The organism is Oceanobacillus arenosus, assembly GCF_003369575.1.
Taxonomy (GTDB): Bacteria; Bacillota; Bacilli; order Bacillales; family Amphibacillaceae; genus Oceanobacillus; species Oceanobacillus arenosus.
Genome location: NZ_PIOC01000001.1, coordinates 66,429 through 89,905 on the forward strand (window position 1 = coordinate 66,429; position 23,477 = coordinate 89,905).

Annotated in this window: 20 protein-coding genes; 2 read left to right on the forward strand and 18 right to left on the reverse strand. The window is 36.6% G+C overall.

Translation table 11 applies throughout. The features are described from left to right. Positions 1-322 precede the first annotated feature (322 nt). Together nagB and nagA are read right to left on the reverse strand one after the other, a co-directional pair. Entirely contained in the window at positions 323-1,057 is a 735-nt protein-coding gene (gene nagB, locus CWR48_RS00285; protein ID WP_115771041.1) for a glucosamine-6-phosphate deaminase, read from the reverse strand. 2 nt (positions 1,058-1,059) lie between these two features. Then, positions 1,060-2,223, reverse strand: coding sequence for an N-acetylglucosamine-6-phosphate deacetylase (gene nagA / locus CWR48_RS00290; RefSeq protein WP_115771042.1), 1,164 nt, complete (start codon positions 2,221-2,223; stop codon positions 1,060-1,062). A gap of 354 nt (positions 2,224-2,577) precedes the next feature. Here nagA and CWR48_RS00295 point away from each other — a divergent pair, with 354 nt between their 5' ends. After that, on the forward strand, positions 2,578-2,850 hold the full coding sequence (locus tag CWR48_RS00295; protein ID WP_115771043.1) for a hypothetical protein: 273 nt from the start codon (positions 2,578-2,580) through the stop codon (positions 2,848-2,850). 299 nt (positions 2,851-3,149) lie between these two features. Here CWR48_RS00295 and CWR48_RS00300 read toward each other — a convergent pair whose 3' ends face one another. The 15 genes from CWR48_RS00300 to CWR48_RS00370 all read right to left on the reverse strand — a co-directional run bounded on the left by CWR48_RS00300 (position 3,150) and on the right by CWR48_RS00370 (position 19,701). Further along, positions 3,150-3,893 (reverse strand): sugar phosphate isomerase/epimerase family protein, encoded by a 744-nt coding sequence (locus CWR48_RS00300; RefSeq protein ID WP_115771044.1) that lies wholly within the window; start codon positions 3,891-3,893, stop codon positions 3,150-3,152. A gap of 65 nt (positions 3,894-3,958) precedes the next feature. Further along, on the reverse strand, positions 3,959-4,933 hold the full coding sequence (locus CWR48_RS00305) for a Gfo/Idh/MocA family protein (RefSeq protein WP_115771045.1): 975 nt from the start codon (positions 4,931-4,933) through the stop codon (positions 3,959-3,961). Beyond that, positions 4,930-5,625 carry a hypothetical protein gene (locus tag CWR48_RS00310; protein WP_115771046.1) on the reverse strand — a complete coding sequence of 232 codons (696 nt, stop codon included), beginning with the start codon at positions 5,623-5,625 and terminating at the stop codon, positions 4,930-4,932. The genes CWR48_RS00305 and CWR48_RS00310 overlap by 4 nt, the downstream gene beginning before the upstream one ends. A 38-nt stretch (positions 5,626-5,663) precedes the next feature. Beyond that, positions 5,664-6,551 carry an ROK family protein gene (locus CWR48_RS00315; protein ID WP_115771047.1) on the reverse strand — a complete coding sequence of 296 codons (888 nt, stop codon included), beginning with the start codon at positions 6,549-6,551 and terminating at the stop codon, positions 5,664-5,666. 27 nt (positions 6,552-6,578) lie between these two features. Then, entirely contained in the window at positions 6,579-7,439 is an 861-nt protein-coding gene (locus CWR48_RS00320) for a sugar phosphate isomerase/epimerase family protein (protein WP_115771048.1), read from the reverse strand. 100 nt (positions 7,440-7,539) lie between these two features. After that, a complete protein-coding gene (locus CWR48_RS00325; RefSeq protein WP_115771049.1) occupies positions 7,540-9,204 on the reverse strand; it encodes a DUF4855 domain-containing protein in 1,665 nt (554 codons plus the stop codon). A 64-nt stretch (positions 9,205-9,268) separates the two neighbouring features. After that, positions 9,269-10,819 carry a DUF4127 family protein gene (locus CWR48_RS00330; RefSeq protein WP_115771050.1) on the reverse strand — a complete coding sequence of 517 codons (1,551 nt, stop codon included), beginning with the start codon at positions 10,817-10,819 and terminating at the stop codon, positions 9,269-9,271. A gap of 32 nt (positions 10,820-10,851) precedes the next feature. Continuing rightward, positions 10,852-12,768, reverse strand: coding sequence for a hypothetical protein (locus CWR48_RS00335; protein WP_115771051.1), 1,917 nt, complete (start codon positions 12,766-12,768; stop codon positions 10,852-10,854). Between the two features lie 152 nt (positions 12,769-12,920). Then, positions 12,921-13,520, reverse strand: a complete 600-nt coding sequence (locus tag CWR48_RS00340) for a YesL family protein (protein ID WP_115771052.1) — start codon at positions 13,518-13,520, stop codon at positions 12,921-12,923. Between the two features lie 40 nt (positions 13,521-13,560). Then, positions 13,561-14,469, reverse strand: a complete 909-nt coding sequence (locus CWR48_RS00345; RefSeq protein ID WP_115771053.1) for a carbohydrate ABC transporter permease — start codon at positions 14,467-14,469, stop codon at positions 13,561-13,563. Further along, positions 14,470-15,399, reverse strand: a complete 930-nt coding sequence (locus CWR48_RS00350; RefSeq protein WP_115771054.1) for a carbohydrate ABC transporter permease — start codon at positions 15,397-15,399, stop codon at positions 14,470-14,472. Positions 15,400-15,616: 217 nt separating this feature from the next. After that, on the reverse strand, positions 15,617-16,918 hold the full coding sequence (locus tag CWR48_RS00355) for an ABC transporter substrate-binding protein (protein ID WP_115771055.1): 1,302 nt from the start codon (positions 16,916-16,918) through the stop codon (positions 15,617-15,619). 102 nt (positions 16,919-17,020) lie between these two features. Then, the gene (locus CWR48_RS00360; RefSeq protein WP_115771056.1) at positions 17,021-17,881 is read right to left on the reverse strand and encodes a MurR/RpiR family transcriptional regulator; all 861 of its coding nucleotides are present in this window, start codon (positions 17,879-17,881) and stop codon (positions 17,021-17,023) included. A 9-nt stretch (positions 17,882-17,890) separates the two neighbouring features. Next, positions 17,891-18,949 (reverse strand): Gfo/Idh/MocA family protein, encoded by a 1,059-nt coding sequence (locus tag CWR48_RS00365; RefSeq protein WP_115771057.1) that lies wholly within the window; start codon positions 18,947-18,949, stop codon positions 17,891-17,893. 47 nt (positions 18,950-18,996) lie between these two features. Further along, the gene (locus CWR48_RS00370) at positions 18,997-19,701 is read right to left on the reverse strand and encodes an N-acetylmannosamine-6-phosphate 2-epimerase (RefSeq protein WP_115771058.1); all 705 of its coding nucleotides are present in this window, start codon (positions 19,699-19,701) and stop codon (positions 18,997-18,999) included. Positions 19,702-20,314: 613 nt separating this feature from the next. Here CWR48_RS00370 and CWR48_RS00375 point away from each other — a divergent pair. Next, complete coding sequence (locus tag CWR48_RS00375; protein ID WP_425453839.1) at positions 20,315-21,997, forward strand: peptide ABC transporter substrate-binding protein; 1,683 nt, start codon at positions 20,315-20,317, stop codon at positions 21,995-21,997. A 218-nt stretch (positions 21,998-22,215) separates the two neighbouring features. On the opposite strand, the gene CWR48_RS00380 is transcribed toward CWR48_RS00375, so the two are convergent. After that, positions 22,216-23,331, reverse strand: coding sequence for an SGNH/GDSL hydrolase family protein (locus CWR48_RS00380; RefSeq protein ID WP_245976669.1), 1,116 nt, complete (start codon positions 23,329-23,331; stop codon positions 22,216-22,218). Positions 23,332-23,477: the final 146 nt, after the last annotated feature.

Sequence of the window (23,477 nt, forward strand, 5' to 3'; positions counted from 1 at the left end):
GGTATGCAATAATCAATAGAATGTAAACCGCAATTTGGCAGGACGATGTTGACAAAATTTAATTACTGCTTTGGAAAATGAACAATTTGTCCTCAGAGTTATTGATGCTACTCTTGGTGTGACTGATTTGGCATGTTAACTTCTTGATTTGCCGCTCCAACTAAATCTGTGTACGCGCAATGTTCTATAATTCCCGCTCCATACTAACAAGAATGCATTCAAGATACCAATCAATCGTTTCAAACACACACTATTACTATACCCACCAACAAATAAAATAAGCGCTTGTGAAATCCAAGCGCTCGTGATGAAAAAATTCTATTTATTTTCCATTAATTACAGACAATGCTGCTTCATCTGCAATTACTGTTACATTTGCATGGTTTTGTAAGACAGATGCTGGAACATCTTCTGTTACTTCACCGTTTATTAATTTTGCAAGTGCTTCTGCTTTATTTTCACCTGAGACAAGTAAAAGAATTTCTTTACTTCTCATGATTGTATCGATTCCCATTGAGATTGCTTGCGTTGGAACCTCTTCAATGGAATTAAAGAAACGAGAATTTGCTTCAATTGTTGATTCATCTAAATCAACAACATGTGTTGTGCTTGTAAAAGGTGTTCCAGGCTCATTAAAACCGATATGACCATTTGCACCAATTCCTAGTAACTGAATATCAATGCCACCTGCTGCTTTCATTGCTGCTTCATGTGTCTCGCATTCTTCTTTTAAATCTGCTGCAACACCATTTGGCACGCGTACATTATCTAAGGTAATATCTACATGATCAAATAATTTATCCTTCATAAAATAGTAATAACTATTCGGATCTTCCTTTTCTAAACCAACATATTCATCTAGATTGAATGATTTTACTTGTTTAAATGATACTTCATTTTGATTATATTTTTCGATGATTCGTTTGTAAAGACCTTCAGGAGTGGAGCCAGTTGCTAATCCTAACACCGGATTTTCGAAACGATTGATTCTTTCTACTAAGAATGCACATGCCTCTTCGCTCATTGCTTCGTAATCTTTTACTTTAATAATTTCCATTGCTATTCTCCTTTGTATGAAACTACACCACGACAAATGGTGTACTTTATATTCATATGGTCATCAACGATTAAAATATCTGCATCTTTTCCTTTTGCAATACTTCCTTTTCGATCGAAAATTCCAATCTGTTTTGCCGGATTTATTGAGGCCATTTCAATGACGTTTTCCATTGATACACCATCCAACTGCAGTATTTGCTTTGCACCTTCATGCATCTTTAAGATGCTTCCTGCAAGTGTTCCATCTGCCAAAACAGCACGGTCCTCCGATACAATTACAGGTTGACCGCCAAGCTCATAATCGCCTGGTGGCAAGCATTTTGCACGCATTGCATCCGTAATTAGAATTAGGCGTTTGCTTCCCATATTTTGATAAATTAATTGTAGCATCTCTTTGGAAATGTGTATACCATCTGCAATGATCTCGCCAGATAATTCTTCCAATTGAAATGCAGCACCAACTGCGCCGATATCCCGATGGTGAATGCCGTTCATTGCATTGCATAAATGTGTTAATTGAGTGACACCTTGAAATACTGCCTCTTTCATTCCAGCAAAATTTGCATTTGTGTGCCCTGCAGAAACAGTTACACCAGTATCTACTAAATACTTAATAAATTCTCCTGTCTGATCATGCTCGGGTGCCATTGTAATTGTTTTGATCCTGTTTCCTGAAAGTTCCTGCCATTTCTTAAATTGGCTGATATTCGGTTCAATTATGTATTCCATTGGTTGTGCGCCAGCTTTTGATTTTTCTACAAATGGCCCTTCGAGATGTACGCCAACCACCTCTGCTTGACCTGCTTTATTTTCATAATTTGCAACGTTCTCTAATGCTCTTTCGATATTTTCCGGTGACTGCGTAATGGTTGTTGCAAGGTAGCTGGTTGTACCTTCCTCTGGCAAAATAAATGCCATCTTATCAAGCGCTTCTTCTGTTGCGTCCATTACATCAGCGCCATTTGCTCCATGAATGTGACTGTCAATGAAGCCAGGGATAGCATTAAGATTGGTGCCATCGATTAGTTGGACATGAGCTGGTAGTTCTATAAGAGATGTGATTGCTTTAATTTGTCCCCTTTCAATCAGAATATTACCATTTGGAATCACTTTGTCTTCGAGGAAAATCTTTGTGTTTTTAATGTAGACTGGTGTTTGTTGCATTCTCCATCTTCACTTCTTTACTTTTTATTTATTATTCTTAAAAATTAGAACATAGTCGGTGTCTTTATGCAGCAATCTTAGGTACCCTTCATAGATAAAAAATAGTAATATTCCTCTGAGTTGATTTTCTCCATATTCGGATTATCTAGTTGGCGCCAAACATCATTTTGAAGCTCGCTTTAAGTTTAATATTAGAACAAAAAATTGGTTTTGTACTTGAGAGTAAGAAAACGAAAAGCCTTTCTAAAGCAACTATTTGTATAGCGAGTCATTTGACTAAAAGCGACCTTCCTAATGTGTTGATCCTTGATGATTCTTCCTGCGAGCAGAACCGTATTAAAAGGATAGAATTACTTGGATCGCTCTTTTGACCATGCATCCAAAAGACGTTTCTATAAAGACTTTCGTATACTTACTCTTGGATGGTCAGATGGTGCCTCCTTCATGCCAAACGATTTCTCCCTAATACACTCCAAGAAATCAAAGATAAATGGTGTATCTGGAAACATTGATAAACGTAATTCTGGTTATAAGAGACTTGAAGAATCTTTACAAACAGCTCCTGAACAAATACCAGCTATGGTTGCATGTGTATGTTTGCAGGGGTACGTGCTTCCTACGTATTAATGGATTGTTAGTATACCCAGCAACCACTTGTTCAATCTATTAAAGAACTAGGTATCGATGTGATTGGTACGGTGAAAGCCACCAACTAAAGGCATATGGTTAATCAATAGCGAGTTGAATTAAAAGAAATTTACCGTCTGACAAAACCAACATAGGAAACGAAAACATCTTGCATTCCTTTCATACAAAAGTGGTAAACGAAATGCTAATACTATTTACTATATTATTATCTAGATGTACACCTATCATGACAAATAAAATTATAAACATTGAGTCCATAAGCTAACTTATGGACTAGGTTATTTTAAATAATTCAAACTAAGTTCAATACTCTCTAGAGGAGAACGTCTGCATTGATCTTGTTCTACAATCAACCACTCTACATTTGAATTACTCGCCTGTTTTATTACACCATCTATGTTTACTCCACCAGTACCTAATTCAGCAAAGAACCTCTCTTCGTCAGTAGTCATGTCCTTTAGATGAATTAGAGGCGTTCTGTTATGATATCGTTTTATCCATTCAATCGGATCTTCACCAGCTTTTGTCAGCCAGTAAACATCAAATTCTGTCTGGACCCATTCTGGATTTGTTTCCTTTAATAACAATTCAAGTGGTTTTTTTCCATCTTCTAATGGAATTAGTTCAAAATCATGATTGTGATAGCATAATGTAATTCCTGCCTCATAGCAGCGTTTTCCGGCCTCATTTAAAATAGAAATTAACTTATAGTATGCTTCTTGTGTCCTCCATTCGAGTGGAAGGTAAGGGCAGACAATGTGATTGTTTCCCAAAATGTGCTGATACTCAATTTCCACATCTAACTTTAGTTCTAATGAAGAAAGGCTAACATGGCTGGAAGCAGCTTTTAAACCAAGATCTTCTAATAATTTCCTTAATTCCACAGCATTTAGTCCACCATAACCTGCAAATTCCACACCATCATATCCGATTTTAGCTACCTTTTCTAAAGTCCCAACAAAATCTTCATGGCACTCATCTCGTAATGTGTACAATTGAAGTCCAATAGGTATATTTTTCATAAGATCATTCTCCCCGTCGAGATAAATTTGTATATTATACACCAATCTTAGAGACATCCATAATGTTATAGATTAATAGATTTATTTTTTTCACTTGATTCATAAGCAGCAAGTGCTACTTCCAATGCTTTTAACCCATCAAAACCTGTAATTGACGGTTCTTTTCCTTTCTGCACACATTCCACAAAATCCTGTATCAAGCCAAAGTCCATGTCATTGCCGTAAAATACATTGCTTAACGATTTCGCGCCACTGGTAAACATTCGAATATGCTCTTTATATGCGTCTACTTTGATCGTTTGCTTTGTGCCAATAACTTCAATTGTTACGTCGCCCCATGTTGGATATTCTGCAAATCTTGACCAACTCGCATCATGCGTTGCGATAACACCATTTTCAAATTCCAATGTAAGGATTCCTGCATCATCAATGTCGATGTCGTGAAAATAGGAAGCAACCATTGCATCAACATGGGTGATCTCTTTTCCTAAATACCAGCGCATAATATCTACCATATGTACCGTATGATCTAATACCGCACCACCACCGGATAAGTTTTTATCAATAAACCAACCACCCGGATTTTGTCCACGGTTAGTCGTCCGAAAAGCTACGATATCACCCAGTTCACCATTATCGATCAGATTTTTCAACTGAGCAATCGGCGAACTAAAACGAACTGGAAAAGCAATTTGTAAAATGACACCATTTACTTTACATGCCTCGATCATCTCTTCTGCATCTTCAATCGTTGTAGCAATTGGTTTTTCACATAATATATGCTTTTTTGCTTCTGCTGCGTTTAGTACCATCTCTTTATGGCGAGTATTTTCACTACAAATGATAACAGCGTCCATTTCCGTACGTAAAAAATTTTCTTGATCCGAAAAATGTTTCGTAAGATATTTTTCTGCCACTTTCTTTCCTCGCTCTAGGTCGTCATCAAAAACGCCAACCAATTCAATATTCCCAAGCTTCATCAGGCTATCCGCATAACTGTATGCATGCATATGCGCGAAACTCATCATGCCAATTTTCATTTCGTAACACCTCCGGAGAGTAGCGACGTGAATTCTTCCAAACGATTTAATACATTTTGATCCGCTTTGCGTGCGGTTGCTAAAATTGAATCGACAGAATAAGCAAGGGGAAGTGATGTATAATTCTTTAGACTAAAAGGATTCATTTCAGCACTATTAAATTCTATGATTTGCTTGATACCGCTCCATTCAAGCTCGATTTTCTCGTCATCATTTGAAAATGTATATTCCAAATGTGCCATTGTCCCATTACCAAAGTTAACGGTTACAATCGTATGATAGGGTGTAACTGCTGGTGTTGTACGCTTCACTTGTATAGTTAACGGTTCACCAAGTATTGCAGAAAACACAACTAAATCGCTAGCTATTAATCTTTGGTTTTCAGTTATAATTCCCGTTCTTCTAAAACGAAGCACTCCCTTAGGGTTGACGATGACTTCTTTTATTTTTTTAAAAAATGGATATTGCTCTAATTCATAATACACATACAGATTTTCATTAACCACATTAAGCAATGTTGAAGGGATATATACTTTATCCGTATCATTGATGACAGAATCAAAATTCACTTCATCTACAAGGAATGTCTCAATTCCCTCTGTTAGTTGATCCGCTGATTTAACAATGGTAACTTTGGCTGTTGTTGTAGCAAAATCTATTTTTTCTAGCTTTTTATATACAATTTTACGCATCGTTTTAACCTCCCTATATTTCGTAAATTATCGCTAATCTAGTGCACCACACTCTTCTGTCTTTCCATAAAATGATAGGCAGCACCTATCATACCTGAATGGTTTGAAAATTTAGCGAGTACAATCTCTGTATTTCGGAAAATAGAGGGATGTGCATACTTCTGTACATCGCCTTTAACCTCTTGTAAGAATTGTTCACCCCTACCAGTTATTCCACCACCAATAATAACTTTTTCTGGATTAAAGATATAGATGAGATTGGATATTCCGATAGCTAAATGTCTATAAAATTTTTCTACAGCCAGCTTCATTTGTGAATCCCCACGATCATATAATGCGAAAATTTCTTTTCCTGTCCAAGTACGATTCTCTCTAAACATTTTTGCCATGTGAATAAGTCCACTGATTGACGCAACCTTTTCAAATGGTTCTCCTTCAATCCGCATATATCCCCATTCGCCTGCACTAAATGTATGTCCGGTATAAAGTTCATTATTTATGATAATCGCTCCACCAACACCTGTACCGATTGTCAATGTAATAAAGTTTTCTACTTGATGATTACCTTTCCATTTTTCGCAAAGTGCTACACAATTAACATCATTACTGACTTCTACAGGCAATTGAAGTGCAGTTGAGACAATACGCTTGATTTCTAAGCCTTCATAATCAGGAATTGTATCTCCTGCACCAACAATTGTTCCTGTATAAATATTCACTTGTCCTGCAGTACTAATCGCAACACCAGCTATTTGATGGTTCTGTATCACTATTTTAGCTGCCTCGATTACTTTATTGATAATGAAACTTCCGCCGAGGTGTGCTTCTGTATCCATAGTTGAGTCATGAATTATTTCTCCATTTTCATTAACAATTCCATATTTAATATGAGTACCGCCTATGTCAAATGCTAAATAGTTATTCATTGTCCATAGCCCCTTTTCAAAAAAAAATTAAGCAAACAAAAGGCTTTTTGCATAATCAAAAGAAGCCCTTGCACCAAAACGACACTCCTCCAAGCCTTCAAATTCAATGGAAACATAGCCATCAAAGCTAGATGCTTTTAAAAGATTAATAATTTCTGGCATAGGCAGATCACCATGCCCAACAATTGCACCCCTTAGCTGGTTTCCAAAATGGGTTTCAAACCATCCGCCATATCGATTCATTTTATCTTGACGATAGTAAAAATCTTTAATGTGCACAACAGAAGCAAATGGTAAATTATTCTTTACAGCTGTTAACGGATTTTCGTCATAGCATAAAAAGTTTCCGACATCTAACGTTGTTCTAAAGTTATCACGATTTACCTGGCGAACAATGGTTTGCACGCGATCACTTGCTTGAACATAGAATCCATGATTTTCTATACTTGTTACAATCCCTTTACCGCTTGCATAGTCAGCAATCCGCTGACATGCCTCGACAAGTCTAGGTAAATCTTTAATAAAGAAATCCAATGTACGTTCATGTGGATCTCTACTTGCCAGATCATGACGCATGAATTTAATTCCGAGTTGAGCGCAGATATCAACATGCTGCATTACTCTTTTAATTTCTTTATCATAAGTCTCATCAGATTCACAGATGAAATTCGCACCGATTGCATAATTAGATAAATCAATCTTGAGTTGTGCAGCTTTCTCTCTCACCTTTTCAATTAAATCAGGTTTTTCTATGAAATCAAATCCCATAGGAACAATTTCAAGATGTTCCCCGCCAATTTCCTTTACCCAATCAATAACATCAATAATATCCATATCACCTTTACTAATTGCCTGATACAAACTATATGAGCTCATCCCTAGTCTCATCTATCTCACTCCCTAGTTTTTTAAAAATACTAATTATTGGTTAATCACCTGGTGTATCCAAAATTCGAAATACACCAGATGAAAGTTCATTCCTAACTCATTATTTTGTATATATTCCTTTTAAGAACATGTACATCATGTCATATAATGCACGCTTTTCTGGATCATCACTTGTTGCTGCTTGGAGTATTGTATCGTTACCTTGATAATATGCTTTAAACGTATTATCCATATAACCATAATCTACTCCGCCATTTAAATAATTCAGATACTTTTGCAAGTAATTTCCAGGTTCACTTAACAAGCGTTCGTCAAATTCAATTTCAACACCCATGCCATATTGTTTGGCACGGTGTGCACCATCAGGAATTCGATGATCCACGTTATCATAGAAGAAATGATTTGGTTGTAGTGCTGCTGCATCAAAACCTAGTTCTTCCCATGCATGACTTTTGTTTGAATACCAATTTGGAATCCAGTAGAACTTCAGATCTTTCGAGTGCACAAGTTCACTCGTGTACTGAATAACTTCTTCTTCATGGGAGACATCATTTTCAACATTTTCATTCATCCAGTAAATTCCACTCAATTCTAGATTGGAATAGTTTTCCTTATTCCATTTGTTGAAAAGCTCTCTCAAATACCAATCGATTGCTTTTTTCCTGTTCTGGTAGGATACATCCTCGCCTACTTGAACATCATCAAAGTTTTCCGATACTCCATCCCCATCTATATCACCAAAATCACTTTGTGCAACGGATGGATATGGGACTGTCAATACAACTTTAGTCTTCTTATTTTTCTTTTTCAGTTTTTGAGCTGCTTCTTTCGTTGCTTCATTTAATTGAGATAGATCGCCATTTTCGGCAAATGTCTTATCCATGTACCACTGCCAGTCTTCTTTGTTAGCAGGGTTGACAATTGTACCTAAATCACGACCTTGCTCAGAACGTATCCCTAAATAAAGAACGCCATCATACATCCAATCTTGAGGTTCACCATCTTCTCCAACATACGTAATATAAGGCATTATTTTTTCTTTCGTCCAATTTCCCCTACCATTTGGATATTGACCGTTGTATAATAGTACTAGGTCTTCTATACCATTAGAAGTTTTCTTAGAGGGTGCTAAATATTCAGCTTCTTTCGGATTTACCTTTTTAGCACCCTTCACTTTTTCGTCATATCCCCAAATTTCAATTTCGTCAATAAATGCCCACATTTCTGGAATAAATTCTACCTTCACATAACGGGCATACGCCATCGTTGTATTTTTGCTTTCATCTGGTATTCCATCAACATTGCCATCCCATAATAGCTTGTCTGTTTCGCCAGGACCAGCACCCCACAATGCATTTGCAGAGCTTAAATTTGAAACATTTTTCCAATGCTCACCGTCAGTAGATACATAATAGGAAACGGCAACTGGATAGAAAATAGCTATTTTCGAGTCACGTAGAAAGTTTGCAGTAATTTTTTGTATCGATTTTTCTTTACCTAAATCGAAGACAACACTACGAGTACCACCTCTTACATGTCCTTGCCAGCTTGGATTATTAAAGTCGTTTTCGCCATACTGTCCATCAGTTAATTCATTGCCTGAATCAATGTAGCTTTCTGGTGCATGGGATATCTCATAGCTTAAGCCAGATGCTAAGTTTTTGTATTCACTACCCTCATCTTTTTCCTTTGCAAATGCAGTTGTGGAAATACTTAACATCAAAACGGCTATGAATATTCCAATAAAGCTTTTTCTACGTATCAATCGTTTTCCCTCCCTAAATTAAATGATACTACCAGGACCTCTGCCAAACGCTTTTAGATTCGTTTTATAGGCAACACCCCTTTCGATATGTTACTTCTAAACCTACCTCAAACATCCGCTTCCAAGGCGAATTTACATTATCCAGCGTGATTTTATCTTTTATTAGGAGATTTTGATCAATAAATGATTGTAGTTGTGCATTAATTATTCCTTCTATTATTTCTAAATTTTTAGATATATCAAAGTATGTAGCCTCATATTGTGCTAAAAAGTCTCTAATCATCACATGCTTTACGATGGCTTGATAGCCCCAATCTTCAATTAATCTAGCATAATAAAATTCTCTGCTTTTATGTTGATACTGTTCTTGAGTATTTTTTCGATTAAATGATTCAATAGTGGTATGGGCAATAACCGTTCCCAATGTGTTTCCAGACGTATTCCAACCAGCATATGCATTTACTTTATCAATTAAGTTGTGGTCTTTAAGTAAATTCATTAGCACCACATCACTACCATTACAAAGTGCAACATCTGCTATGCCTAGCACTTTTCCTTTTTCTACATACAGTCTTATTGCATTTACAAATTCTTGATAATTCATTTCCGAAAAATATGATGGATGACGCTCCTGCAGTGTATGTACAGGTTCTGCAATATCATCCTTGCTGACTGCAGGAGAATGCACCATTAGAACAGCATCAGATTCTAAATTGTTATCCACTATTTTCCCGCCAGCAGTGCTTATTTGTGATTTAATACTTTCCCCTAATGAACGGTCTTCTAGTTTCGGAATGATGAATGGACCTTTTGTCGATGAGTAACGCACAAAAAAAGATGGTCTGAATTTCTTCACCTCACAAAAAGCCTTTGCAAATAGGGTGCATCCAACTTCATCAGCCCCAGGATAGATTGCAACCTTATCGTTCAACCCCAATTCTAAGACTCTTTGAATAAGTGATCGTTGTTCTTTCGAGCTAAATCCATATTCAGCATTGTCATCAAGAGGGATAACTAGAAAATCAACAATCCCTTGCTTTACTAGTTCTAATGCATATTTATTCGCAAACGCATTTGTCTTTCTACGATTTGTGTAATCATTTAGTATTTCAGCTGGTATTTCACTTACAATCTCTTTAAAGGCTATTTCTTCCTCAACTGTTTGCTTCGACCGATCGATTTTGTCTAATAGATGTCCATGTCGATATAACTTTTCTCCATACACAGCATAATAGTCCGGTTCTTCATCACTACTATTATACGAAGGTGTCCGCATAATTAAATTGAAAGCAAGTATTCTAATATCCTTATTGTTTTCTTTCATTTCCGCTAGTTGATTTAACCTGTTTACTACTTCATCAGGTGTACTTTGATGGAGACGAGACGGAACAATTCCCCCATATAAAAACATATCAAGTGAAACAATAAGATAATTTGCATCTTTAATTTCATTATTTAACCAGTCATAAATCTGGTTTGTGTTTGCAGGTATCTTCTTTTTTCCTAATAGCTCTTTCCTTGGAACGGTTAATTCCAAATCCGTCATTGCAGCTAGCTGCATTGGATAGTTTAGATTACATGGCCGCTCATCTAATGGTAAATAAACAATTTTCATGGTTTGTACCTCCAACTTAGATCAAGTAGAAATTAATAATGAGGCAACAGTTGCTTTTCTAACAAGCCCATAAATAATCCTCCTGATATTTGTGCTACTGTCCAACCTGATTCAATCGCCCATGGCCCCCATCCCACATCAGCAGGGGAACCAAATACTTCTTTTTTCTCAACATCAAATGCCCTTGCCCACGCCCCATTAATTTGGGGGTTTTCACTCTGAATTTGTGTATTCATCAAGAATGATGCGATGCTTTCCCATCGTTCTTTAAACATGTTGTCCTCTGTTACCAGATAAGCTTGAATAAAACCTATCGGGAGCCAATTATTGGAATACAATAGATCGACAACAGGGTCACCATTTTTTGTAAGCAAGGAACTCTCTCCTTCCCCTACCTCATGCCTCATATTTGCTTTATAACCAGAATCCCGCTCCAAGTAGCCTCCAGTATGATGTCGGTATTTCTCTAAGTCGTGCGTTACTTGATACAACCAGTCTTTGTGTTGCTTTGTTCCTGTAATCCAATATAACCAGCTTAATGGCAGGATAAGACGGCAATATTCTTGTGTTTCACTTTGTTCTCGTTTTGTATTCGGGTATACACTCATAATTGTCGATAATCCCCTAACTGCGGTTACCTTAAATTCCTCGATTCCTGTCAGATTATATGCTAATAGTAACGCTGCAAAGTAATGGGCGTTATAATGTGCACTAGGAAGATTTCCTGGATTTGCTTTCAATTCTTGCAATTTTTCTTTATTTAGATCAATGTTATCGGTACGAGCAACTCTTGTTCCATCTGTTCCGGTTGTTTTAACTAGAAATTTAAGCGCAATCACACAATCATCTAAATGCTTATCCGTTTTATGATAGAAGCATTTCAGCAATTGAGGGATGATCGCTCTAGCAACGTCATCTTGGTAACATATTCCCCATGCTTCATTTGTCCAGCGCATCATGCCAAATAAATCGCCATCCCCTTTGTATAAGTAATTTTCAAATACAAAGTCTGCTAGATTATCAGAAATCTGAAGACTTTCTAGATTTCCATGCAGTAAATAGTCCAAGAAATACGGAAGTGAAATTTCACCTATACAATCTGCCCTAAGTACATTGCTTTTACGTTGACTGCCTCCATAATATAATTCCGTTCCGAATCCTTCGAGAGCTCCCCCTTTTCCCTTTTCCAGAACAATTTCGGCATTTTCAAACCAGTTAATCGCTTTTACAGCAGATACTTGTATGCGCTCTTCTAAAGGAGAAATGTCATGAAACACTCCAGTTCTATATACAGGCTGATAATTGCTTAATGCTATCTCTTCGTCTAATAACCACCCCACAATAAACGCTACAACTTTTTTAATTTCTTCCCACGGGGCATAACGAGTTTTTCTGAAATTCCCTAAACGAAAAGAACAAATCAATAAATTGTTTGGATTATCAAACCATAAAGCCCGATCCGTAATTTCCTCCAGGATGGCATCGTTTATAGTAATCCGGTCATGTGCATGTTTTCTTACAAACTGTAAAATAGGGACCTTATTGTTGCACGTATTCATATGTGGCTTTATCCGCATGCCACATTGATCATCAATCAAAGTGCCCAATTCCAAATTTGAGATTTCCATCTTACTGGAACAATAAGCAAGCCGTTCGTATCGGGTACTTTCTGGTGGGGAGAAATATACATTACCAATACTAGCCATATATTCCACAAAAGTTTTCTTTCCTTTTTTTATCTGTTCTTCTAAGGCTCTTCTATTCCTTGGCTCTAATAGTAAAGGAACATTGTCTCCTCCTCCAAGGACAGCAATACTATCATAAAGATCTAAATTTGCATCTGCTATTTCAGAAGGCTTTATAACTACTACTTTTGCTTTTGTGTTCTTTACTATTTGTAGAAAATCGCTTTCGTGGGCAGTGATAACTACTAGCTTATTGTTATTCATGAGATAAACCTCCTTTTGAGCCGCATACTATTTTCCATATGTATGAAAGCGGACAATATAAATTTCCTTTTTGCCCACTTTATAAATGTCTTTGTTTTTCCATTGATGGTGCTCGTGATGTGTATATAAGCAAACCTACAATATATCCCTAACTAAATTATTATTTTTTCTACTTTTTGGATTGAATGTTTAGTAATTTTGTAGTGAACATAGGTAAACACACTAAACATACACAAGAATGGGAGAAATTGTAAAACTGTCGACAACATTACTAAGCTTACAAGAAATAAAATGATTCCCAGTACAGAAAATGGTTTATAAAAAATCAAATAGAATGAATTTCGAACTAAGTCTCTGATATTCATTTTATAATTTAACAACAATGGGTAAATATATAAAAACATTGATAAGACGATTACCACTAAGATTACAAATACAGAGAGAATGAATTCCTTTCCTTTATCTACCAAATGAAACAACACAAAGAAATCACCTGCTAACACTATGAATATAATCAGTTGAACAACGCTTACTGCTAGTCCTATTTTAAAATTCCCCTTAAATTGTTTAAAGAAGGTGGATGTAATCGGAGGTTCTTTATCTTGTGACCATTCCCGAATCACACCCATCATAGCAAGCCATGCAGGACCAATTGTGATTAAAGGCAATGATGAAATAATAAATAAGGCATTTAAGTAGACGAGATTTCCAGCAATCTCTAAACCTCTAAAAACTTTCCCATCATATCTCATTGTCTAATCCCCTTCTATGCTTTCATGTAATAAGTAAAAATTATTTAAAACCAGTTAACGTTACACCTTCAATAAATTGCTTTTGTACAAAGAAATAGAGGACTATGACCGGTAAAGTAAACATTACCGATGACGCCATTAACATTCCCCAATCAATTTGATTCGCCCCAATAAATGCCTTAAGCCCGATAGAAAGCGTCCAATTTGCAGGATCATTTAAGTAAATTAATGGACCTAAGTAATCACTCCATGCAGCAAGGAAAGTAAGGAGTGCAATGGTAAACAACGCTGGTTTTGATAATGGTAAGATAATCTTCCAATAAATTTTAAATTCAGATGCACCATCTAATTTTGCTGATTCTGTATATTCATTAGGAATCCCTAAAAAGAACTGTCTCAGTAGAAATATGTTAAAAGCGGATCCAAAGAAACTTGGTAATACTAATGGAAGAATCGAATCAACCATTCCTAATTTATTAAATAATACATATAGTGGAATCATAGTAACCTGATAAGGCAAGATCATAGTTGCCATCATTAAAAAGAATAAAAAATTACGCCCCTTAAATTGTAATCTTGAAAAGGCATATGCGACTAATGGAGAAGAAAATAATTGCCCTGCCACTGATAACATACAAATAAGTACCGTATTCCATAGATAGTTAAAGAACGGAATAGATTGCATTGCATCTGTATAACTTGACCAGATGAATTTTTCTGGAAGCCACTGTAATGGAATAGCAAAAATCTCATCTGATGTTTTTAGTGATGTTAACACTAACCATACAAAGGGCGTAAGGAATAATAATCCAACTACTGCTAAAATTAAATGTGGTATAACAGATTTTTTTAGAAAACGATTCTTTCCCTTTTTGTATTTCTTTGGTGTTGGCTTATTGCTTAGCCCTTTGCTTGGTTCAATTTCTTCTAACAATGCCAAATTTGCCATTTATTTGTCACCTCCATAATAAACCCATTTAGCGGATGATTTGAATATAAGAATGGTGAGGATTAATACGATAATAAATAAAATCCATGCCATTGCTGAAGCATATCCCATTTTCAAGAATGAAAATGCATTTTGGTATAGATAAACCGCATAGAATAGCATGGAGTTCTCAGGTCCACCCACTGACTGTGATTGCGTTCCCAATACATGTGCCTGTGCAAAAGTCTGGAACGAACCAATTAACCCAATAATAAGAAGAAAGAGGGTAATCGGTGAAATTGCAGGCAAAGTAATATGCCAGAACTTTTGCCACGAATTTGCTCCATCAATTTCCGCAGCTTCATAAAATGTTTTCGGTACATCCTGAAGTGCTGCAAGGTACATAATTGTATTTGTTCCTGTAGCCCAGAACCCCATGATAATAATTGCTGCTTTTGTCCAGTTAGGATCAAGCAACCAATTTGGCTCAATAAGTCCGATTGCACCAAGAAATTCATTTATCAATCCATACTGTGAATTAAATAACCACATCCATAATAATGAGCTTGCTACAACCGGAACTAGTGTTGGAAGAAAATATATCGTACGGTACAATGATTGTCCCTTTACATTCATATTAAGGATTAGAGCCATTACCAGGCTAAAGGCTAATTGGGGTATTAATCCGAACACAGTAATATAGACGGTATTGTAGAGGGATAAGTAAAATTTATCATCCCCAAACAATTCCTTATAATTTTCAATTCCTACCCATTCTGGTGCGGAAAAAAGATTATAATCTGTAAGACTATAGTAAAATGATGTAATAATTGGATATACTTGAAAGATAAGAAAACCTATTATCCAAGGACTTGCAAATAAAAGCCCAATGATTAACGTGCGTCTCTGTCTATTACGTGGTGATATTTCCTTATATATTTTCCCTTCCATCCTTTCTCCTCCTTCATACAGAAAGAACAAGACAACTAAAGACCAGTACTATAACAAGAATAAATATTAGGGACTTATGTATAATATGTTTTTTTAAAAAAATATAAATATCCTATTATTCTTGGACGCCTTAGCCTAATCTAGCATTAACCCCTACCTAATATGACTTTTCTGGCAGGGGATATACTAGTTATTGTCCTATTTCTTTTATTTGCTACTATTTGGAACTCTCTTTATCGGCTAATGGTTGAATCTTTTCTTTTACATTATCCATTGCTTCCTGCGCAGAGAGATTGCCTCGTAATACTTGTTCGGTTTCTTCATTCAATGCTTGTAAGTATTCATTGATATAGACGCTGTTAGGGAAACCTTTTAAGTTGTCACTTTTTGCAGCTTCATAGAATCCCCACATAATTTTTACATCTTCGTTTTCTGTTAAACGTGGATTATCTAAGGCAGCTTTTACAACAGGAATATTCCCATATTCGATAGCAAAATCGATTTGATTTTCTTCATCAAGTAAAAATTTCATAAATTGCCATGCTTCATCTTTATGTTCTGCATTTTTTGGAACATATAGAGCAGTTGGCGATACCATACCAGAACCTTCTAAATCTGGACGATCTTCCGGATATGGGAATGGTGCAACACCAATTGAACCATCTTCTCCTCTATAATCTCTAAAATTGTTTTCCCAGCCTATTAGCATTGCTAATTTACCAGTAATTAGTGGATCCTGTGGTGTTTCCCATGCACCCATTCCAGAGCGGATTGTATTAATTGCATCTACACCAAATTCGTTATAAAACTCTTTCTGATATGCAATTGCCTGCACATTTTCTTCTCTGTTTGGTGTAACTTCTCCTGTTTCTTCATCATAAAAGTCCCCACCAAACATTATTGGCCAAAATACATTGTCGATCCAAGGGTAATCAGGGATAAATCCTATTTGTGTAAGTTCGCCATTTTCTTCTATTGTTAGAGCCTTTGAATACTCTAATAATTCTTCCATTGTTTTGGGTGGTTCTGTATAGCCGGCATCTGCTAATGCCTGTTTGTTATAAAACAGCTTAGAAGCCATACTCATTGTCATCGGCATTCCGAATTGCTGGCCATCAATACTCATTCTGTTTGTAGCCGCTGGAATTAAACTATCTAAATTAAATCCATCCTCTTCTATGAATGTATTTAATGGCTCCAATGCACCAGCTGCAGCCCATGGACCAACCAAATTCCAGTAGATAAATGCGATATCTGGAGCATTTCCTCCTGAAATAGCAGTTAGTTGTTTTTGATCATCTTGATTTCCTAGAAAATTAACATGTACCTTATCTTGGCTCTCATTGTATTTATCTACTAACATCTCCATGGGACCAGAGTCCTTTTCACCTTGAACGCTCCAGAAATCTAGTTCTATTGTTTCGCCTGATTCATTTGTTCCAGAAGCTCCATTATCTGAACATGCAGCTAATGTAATCGTTGCCAATAATGTTACTAAGAAAACTAACCATTTCTTCATTTTCTAATCCCCCTTATTTAAGTCCAATTATTAAAAAATCACATTTCGAAACTAAATTTAAAACACCACCCCCAGTTCATAGTAAAATGTGAATATCAAAGCTTAATACATCTTGTTCAGTACTGATTTTGCTGTTTTTTCAACTGCAGAAAATGATGAATCCTTTTCTTGCCTATCAATAATCACTGTTAATATATCTAGCAAATGTAACTGTGCAATCTTTGAGGTAAAAGCTCCGCCTTGAAGTGGTGTTTCTTTAGATGCCGCTAGTAAAATAACATCTGCATATTGCGTAATTGGTGATCTGGCATGGTTTGTAATGCAAATAATAAATGCTTTATTCTCTTTAGCAATTTGGATAGCATCTACAACATCCTTTGTGCTTCCAGATGAGGAAATACCTACAACAACATCCTGTTCCCCAACGAGTGACGCTTGCATCGCCATAATATGTGAGTCTGATGAATAGTCAACATTTAAACCCATACGCATGAATCGTATTCTTGCATCATTTGCTGTAGTTCCTGATGAACCGACTCCAAAGAAATACACTTTTTTTGCATTAATGATTGCTGTTACTGCCTTTTGTAAACTTTCATTTTGAAGAAGTTCTAGCGAATCCTTCAACACTTTCGAATTTTGTTGTGTAATCTTTGCTGCAACCTCTTCTATCGTATCAGTTTCTTCAATCTTTCCATGTATTTGTTCATTAGGGTTAGCAAGATTTTGCGCAACCGCAAGTTTAAATTCTTGAAAACCTCTAAATCCAAGCTTTCGACAAAAACGAATTACCGTTGTTTCTCCAACTCCTGCTTTTTCTGAGAGATCTGTAACTGTTGAGTATACGGCTTCTTGGGTGTCAGACATAACGAGTTCTGCTACTTTTTGTTCGGATTTAGTTAATGATTTATATATGCTTGGTATTATCGTAAGTGGGTTTGATTTACCCGCTACTGTGCTCATAGTCTCCCCCTAAAAATATATTTCTTTACCTGTTTCACTAGATTCATAGATTCCACATAATATTTTCATCATCTCAACGCCATCTTCCACTGGGCTGACAACTTCTTTTTCGTTTTGAATACAATTGATAAAACTATTGATTTCATTTTGAAATGCTTGATTAATATCAGATGACAAACTATCAATCTGTGGTGTAACATTTAGAATGGTATTATGTTTTTCAGAAACAATAAGTAATTCTGGTTCTATTTCTGCACCACCCTTATCCCCATACAATTTTACCGAAATTTCATCTTCCTTCGCATGTAGTGTGAAACTAACATCGACTAGTAGTGATGCACCATTTTCAAAACGGATTAATGCATTTGCCATATCCTCCACATTATTTTGATATGGGTTATAATCTGCAGCTTTATAAAAGTCTAGGTTTTTTACGTTAGAACGATTCCCTAATTTTTCATACGTATTCCCACTAATTGATTTAACCTTTGGTCGTCCCATTAAATACCAGCATAAATCAATGACGTGAACACCGATATCAATTAATGGTCCACCACCAGAACGATCCTTATCCGCAAACCAACCACCAGGGTTTCCTAATCGTCTAAGGCAACTGGCTTTCGCATAGTATATTTCTCCTAAGTCACCATGATCGATAAATTGCTTAAGTAAGTTAATATTATTTGTATATCTTCTAACAAATCCTACTTGGAGGATTTTACCTGATTGTTTAACAGCTTTCTCTATTTGTTCCGCTTCTTCAACTGTTTTAGCAAGAGGCTTCTCGCACAGCACATGTTTTCCAGCTTCTAGTGCTGCAATACTGATTTTAGCATGCGTATTGTTCCAAGTACAAATGCTGACGGCATCTATTTCTTCATTACCTAATAGCTCCTTATAATCTGTATACACGAATGTTGCACCATAGTTATCCGCTGTCTTTTGTGCACGTTCTTTGTTTAAATCGCAAATAGCATATATTTCAGCGTGCTCATTTTGTGCATATGACGATAAATGTATATCTGATATGGACCCTGTACCGATAACTCCTATTTTCATTTTCCCCATCCTGTTCATCCTTTATAATATAGTTTAAAAGTGGCAATTCACTCTGTCTAATTCAATTTAATTGTTAGCGCCTTCATTTTATCCACAAAACGTTTTGTTACCACTGTAGGTCTTGTTATTGAAGTTCCAACCACTACCGAATAGGCGCCGAACTTAATCGCTTTTGAAGCGTCTTCTGGTGAATTAATTCTCCCTTCAGCCAAGATAATAATATTTGAATCCGTCGATAACTCCTTGATCAGTTCAAAGTCTGCCTCGATTAATTGCCTACTGTATGGTGTATAGCCTGATAGGGTTGTGGAAACAAAATCACACCCAGCTTCAATTGCGTATTTCCCTTCTGCCGCTGTTGAAACATCACCCATAATTAAGCAGTGACTATTCTTTTTGATGTAAGCAATTAACTCTTCTAAAGAAACGTTGTTAGGACGAATTCTCCTTGTTGCATCAAGGGCTATTACTTCCGTACCGGATTCAATTAGCTCCTGTACTTCTGTTAATGTAGGTGTGATATAGACACCACTATTCTCATACTCTCTTTTAATGATTCCGATTGTTGGAAGGCCTGTCGCTTTACGAATGGCAATAATATCTTCTTTCCCATTGGCTCTTATTGCAACTGCGCCCCCCTCTTTAGCTGCAAGACTCATTTTCGACATTATTGTGGAACCAAATAGGGGTTCACCTGGTGCCGCTTGGCATGACACAATTAGTTGGTTTTTAACCGCTTTCAAGAAATCCATCTTTTTCATCTTGTCACCTAACTTTTTGATTATTTTTCTCTACTTTGCTGTAAATGTAGCTTTCTAATTTTATTGATGTAAGGATTAACTCACTAAAACTCGCATTGGAGGATATTTGCTCCTCTTTTTATTATTTAATTGGATATATCCTCTTTTAATTTATATTATTTACTATTATCTGTCAATAGAAAATTATATAAACATTAGGAATACTTATTTCCCCTCCTATTTACTTGTACAAATAAAAAACTACATCAATTGAAATGTAGTTTCAGTTTGTCTTACTATTCGGATCGCCTACACATAATTAATCCCTTCCAACCTTGGCAACAGCAGAGGAAACACGCCATCTAGAATCATTTACAAATCCAAACAACAATTCCACTAACTCACTATTAGATAATGTCTTCGCCAAATTTTAGCAAGACATTATAAACACCCCCCTTATAATGGACAATAGGATATACGTCATAATGTTTGTAGGGTGTTGTACACTGTCACTCCCCGAATCTTGTCAAATTACAGGGTTAATCCAACTAATACAATCAAAAAATTTTACTATTATAATTTTACACGCTATTATTATAAATGCTGCATATATATACATCGAAAATAGGGGACAATGCAAATGAAATACATAAAGAAATTCATACCTATTTTATTTATTCTTTCATTAGTATTAGCTGCTTGTAGCACAGCAAATGAAAGCAAAGAATCGACAACCGATTCAAACAAAAATCCGGACGCAACTACCGAGGAAAAAGTGGTTCGACTAAGTGCTGCTGGAGAAATCCCAGGACTTGATCCCACTTTAGCTGATAATGATTTTAGCTTCAACGTAATCAATCAAGTATTCGAGGGATTGTATCGCTTGGATAAAAATGGTGAACCACAATTAGCGCTGGCAGCGGAAGAGCCGGAAGTTACGGAAGATGGGAAGGTTCTTACCTTCAAATTAAGGGACGATGCTTTATGGTCGGATGGTTCACCCGTTACTGCATATGACTTTGAATATTCGTGGAAAAAGGTTGTTGACCCAGACACAGGGGCAGCTTACGGACCACAGCTGGAAGAAATTGTTACAAATGCAACGGAGATTCTAGTAGGCGAAATGTCCGTTGACGAGCTAGGGGTGGAAGCACTTGATGACAAAACCCTTAAAGTAACGCTTGAGAGTCCTGTGCCGTTTTTCAAAGAATTATTAACAACAGCGACATTTATGCCGCAAAAACAGGAATTTGTGGAGGCACAAGGGGATCAATATGCGACAGATAGTGAACATACCCTATTTAATGGGCCATTCGTTTTATCAGATTGGACTAGTACAGACCTTTCATGGAATTATGAAAAAAATGATCAATACTGGGATAAAGAAGCAGTAAATGTCGATCGAATTGAAGTCAATGTAGTAAAAGATACCGAAACTGCAGTAAATCTTTATTTGAGTGGACAGCTTGACCGTGTCGAATTAACGAGTGATAATGTACAGCAATTCCAAGGGGAAGATGAATTTGCGACAACATTAACAGGAGCAGTAACCTATTTAAAAATGAACCAAGGAAAAGATGGCGAAACAACAGACCTTGCGAATTTAAATATCCGAAAAGCATTAAATATGGTGATTGATAAGCAAGTAATCGTTGATGAATTATTAAATGACGGATCGATTGTCGCAAATGCAAATGTGCCAAAGGGATTGGCTGAAAATCCAGAAACTGGCGAGGACTTCCGTGCTGAAAATGGGAATCTTACAGAATATAATCCAGAAAAAGGAATAGCGCACTGGGAAAAAGGTCTAGATGAATTAGGCAGGACTGAGCTTGAATTCGAGTTAATTAGCAGTGATTCCTCTGCATCTAAACAACTAGCAGAAAATCTAAAATACCAAATGGAATCCAATCTTCCTGGTTTGACAATAAATATAAGAAATTTATCGCCTAAAGCGAGCATTGCCGCAAATGTTGGCCAGGATTACGAACTGATTATTACTGGCTGGGGTGGAGATTATCAGGATCCGCTAACCTATTTGAATCTTTTTATCACAGATAGCCCTGGAAATCATACCGGATATTCCGATTCAGAATACGATAAGCTTGTACTCGGTTCGAAATCGGATTTAACCTACCATCCAGAAGAACGCTGGCAAGCACTTTTAAAAGCAGAAAGAATGCTTATTGAAGAAAATGCGGTACTTATCCCGCTATATCAAAAAGGTGTTTCATATATGCAAAAGGATAATATAAATGATTTCATTACCTATCCAGTTAGTTCAGATAACTATAAATGGATTGATATTGTAGAATAGATTGACCCACTTTACGGAGTGTCTGCATAAGAAGGACGTGCAGGCACTTCTTTTGGTTGGACAAATTATATGGTGGGACTATTTTTATCTCCGAGTGATTGGCACATGATTGGAGTACTTAATTCAATTTTTGAGCTTTCGGCACTTGGCCAAAGGACTTAATTCAATTTTCGAGCTCCCAGACTTCTAGTCAGATTTCCCCCAGCAAATCTTCCCCCTCACACAACCCCAACACTCTTCAACATAGACCACAATGGTGCTTCCAACCCATTTGCCATTTTCATAAAACCATAATCATTTGGATGCACGCCATCAACTGTGCCTTCATGCCAGCGCATGCCTAGTAATTTTGATCCGTCAACAAACACAATATGACTATCACCGTTTTGCTTAAATTGGTCTACTACCTTTTTTGAATGATTTCTGCGTCTCATTGTTTCTAGATTTTGCTCTGGAAGAATATCCAGTGCATGTGGAATCCGCGACATTACCATTATCGGAACGAGGGGATGCTGCTCACGATAAATCTCAATGAAAGAAACCAATGTTTTTTCGTATTCATCCGGAGTTACATTCGCCTCGTAGTCAATCACCAGACATGCTGGATTTTCGATGTCCCTAATTGTAAGTGCAACTTCCCGCTCACCTTTGCCACTACCGGAGAATCCCAGATTAATGAATTCAAGTTGAAATCTCCTGCTTAGAATATTCGTATAGGACATGCCTGGTCGACTGGCACTGCCGCCCTGTGTGATTGATGTACCATAAAATAGTGCGCGTTTATTTGAAATATAGGAAGTTGGCGCTTCAATAATAGCATCTGGTTCAATTCCAATAAGCAGCTCTTCAATGCCTTGATATAATGGGAGATTGATTGTCACTTCCCTAAGCTCGCTGGACGTGCTTGTAAAATCCCATAGCATTGCTTCATAGGTTTTCTCGTGAATAGGCGGGATCGCCGTTGCAAGATAATGCTGCTTTCCCGGCTCGCCAATGTAAATGTCAAATCCAGACTGTCCCGTTGCAGCCATATGCCCGATGTCAGCTACACCAGAAAGCCTAGTCTTCAGCAAAAGCTTCGTTGAATCTGTTTTAAAGCGAATCTGTCCACCAGATGTACAGTTAGCCAATTCATCTACACATATAGGAAGTTCCATAACACTGTGTTTAGGCATGCGCCGATACTCTTTTTCCTTGTCGAACCATGCAAAGCCATTCACTTTAAATGGATCATTTTTTGGGTCATGCCATTCGATTGGATCCACTTGTTGCTCCTGGATGTTTAACACATGCTCCATACTATAATTATTCCAGTTGTAGTTAGGATTTTCCATATTACCCCTCCTTATTATCATTTGGTCATTGTAGAAAAACCGCTCACTTTTGAGTTAAATTAATAATAGCAATTAATTGTTAACAAAATATTGATTTAAAGTTATTTTTTATAAATAATTCTAATAAGTTACTAGGAATTTTAACT

Excerpts from the sequence above, each read along its gene's own strand:
- nagB (WP_115771041.1), bottom strand. The coding sequence starts at position 1,057 with ATGGAAATTATTAAAGTAAAAGATTACGAAGCAATGAGCGAAGAGGCA.
- nagA (WP_115771042.1), bottom strand. The coding sequence starts at position 2,223 with ATGCAACAAACACCAGTCTACATTAAAAACACAAAGATTTTCCTCGAA.
- CWR48_RS00300 (WP_115771044.1), bottom strand. The coding sequence starts at position 3,893 with ATGAAAAATATACCTATTGGACTTCAATTGTACACATTACGAGATGAG.
- CWR48_RS00305 (WP_115771045.1), bottom strand. The coding sequence starts at position 4,933 with ATGAAAATTGGCATGATGAGTTTCGCGCATATGCATGCATACAGTTAT.
- CWR48_RS00310 (WP_115771046.1), bottom strand. The coding sequence starts at position 5,625 with ATGCGTAAAATTGTATATAAAAAGCTAGAAAAAATAGATTTTGCTACA.
- CWR48_RS00315 (WP_115771047.1), bottom strand. The coding sequence starts at position 6,551 with ATGAATAACTATTTAGCATTTGACATAGGCGGTACTCATATTAAATAT.
- CWR48_RS00320 (WP_115771048.1), bottom strand. The coding sequence starts at position 7,439 with ATGAGACTAGGGATGAGCTCATATAGTTTGTATCAGGCAATTAGTAAA.
- CWR48_RS00330 (WP_115771050.1), bottom strand. The coding sequence starts at position 10,819 with ATGAAAATTGTTTATTTACCATTAGATGAGCGGCCATGTAATCTAAAC.
- CWR48_RS00335 (WP_115771051.1), bottom strand. The coding sequence starts at position 12,768 with ATGAATAACAATAAGCTAGTAGTTATCACTGCCCACGAAAGCGATTTT.
- CWR48_RS00340 (WP_115771052.1), bottom strand. The coding sequence starts at position 13,520 with ATGAGATATGATGGGAAAGTTTTTAGAGGTTTAGAGATTGCTGGAAAT.
- CWR48_RS00345 (WP_115771053.1), bottom strand. The coding sequence starts at position 14,469 with ATGGCAAATTTGGCATTGTTAGAAGAAATTGAACCAAGCAAAGGGCTA.
- CWR48_RS00350 (WP_115771054.1), bottom strand. The coding sequence starts at position 15,399 with ATGGAAGGGAAAATATATAAGGAAATATCACCACGTAATAGACAGAGA.
- CWR48_RS00355 (WP_115771055.1), bottom strand. The coding sequence starts at position 16,918 with ATGAAGAAATGGTTAGTTTTCTTAGTAACATTATTGGCAACGATTACA.
- CWR48_RS00360 (WP_115771056.1), bottom strand. The coding sequence starts at position 17,881 with ATGAGCACAGTAGCGGGTAAATCAAACCCACTTACGATAATACCAAGC.
- CWR48_RS00365 (WP_115771057.1), bottom strand. The coding sequence starts at position 18,949 with ATGGGGAAAATGAAAATAGGAGTTATCGGTACAGGGTCCATATCAGAT.
- CWR48_RS00370 (WP_115771058.1), bottom strand. The coding sequence starts at position 19,701 with ATGAAAAAGATGGATTTCTTGAAAGCGGTTAAAAACCAACTAATTGTG.
- CWR48_RS00375 (WP_425453839.1), top strand. The coding sequence starts at position 20,315 with ATGCAAATGAAATACATAAAGAAATTCATACCTATTTTATTTATTCTT.
- CWR48_RS00380 (WP_245976669.1), bottom strand. The coding sequence starts at position 23,331 with ATGGAAAATCCTAACTACAACTGGAATAATTATAGTATGGAGCATGTG.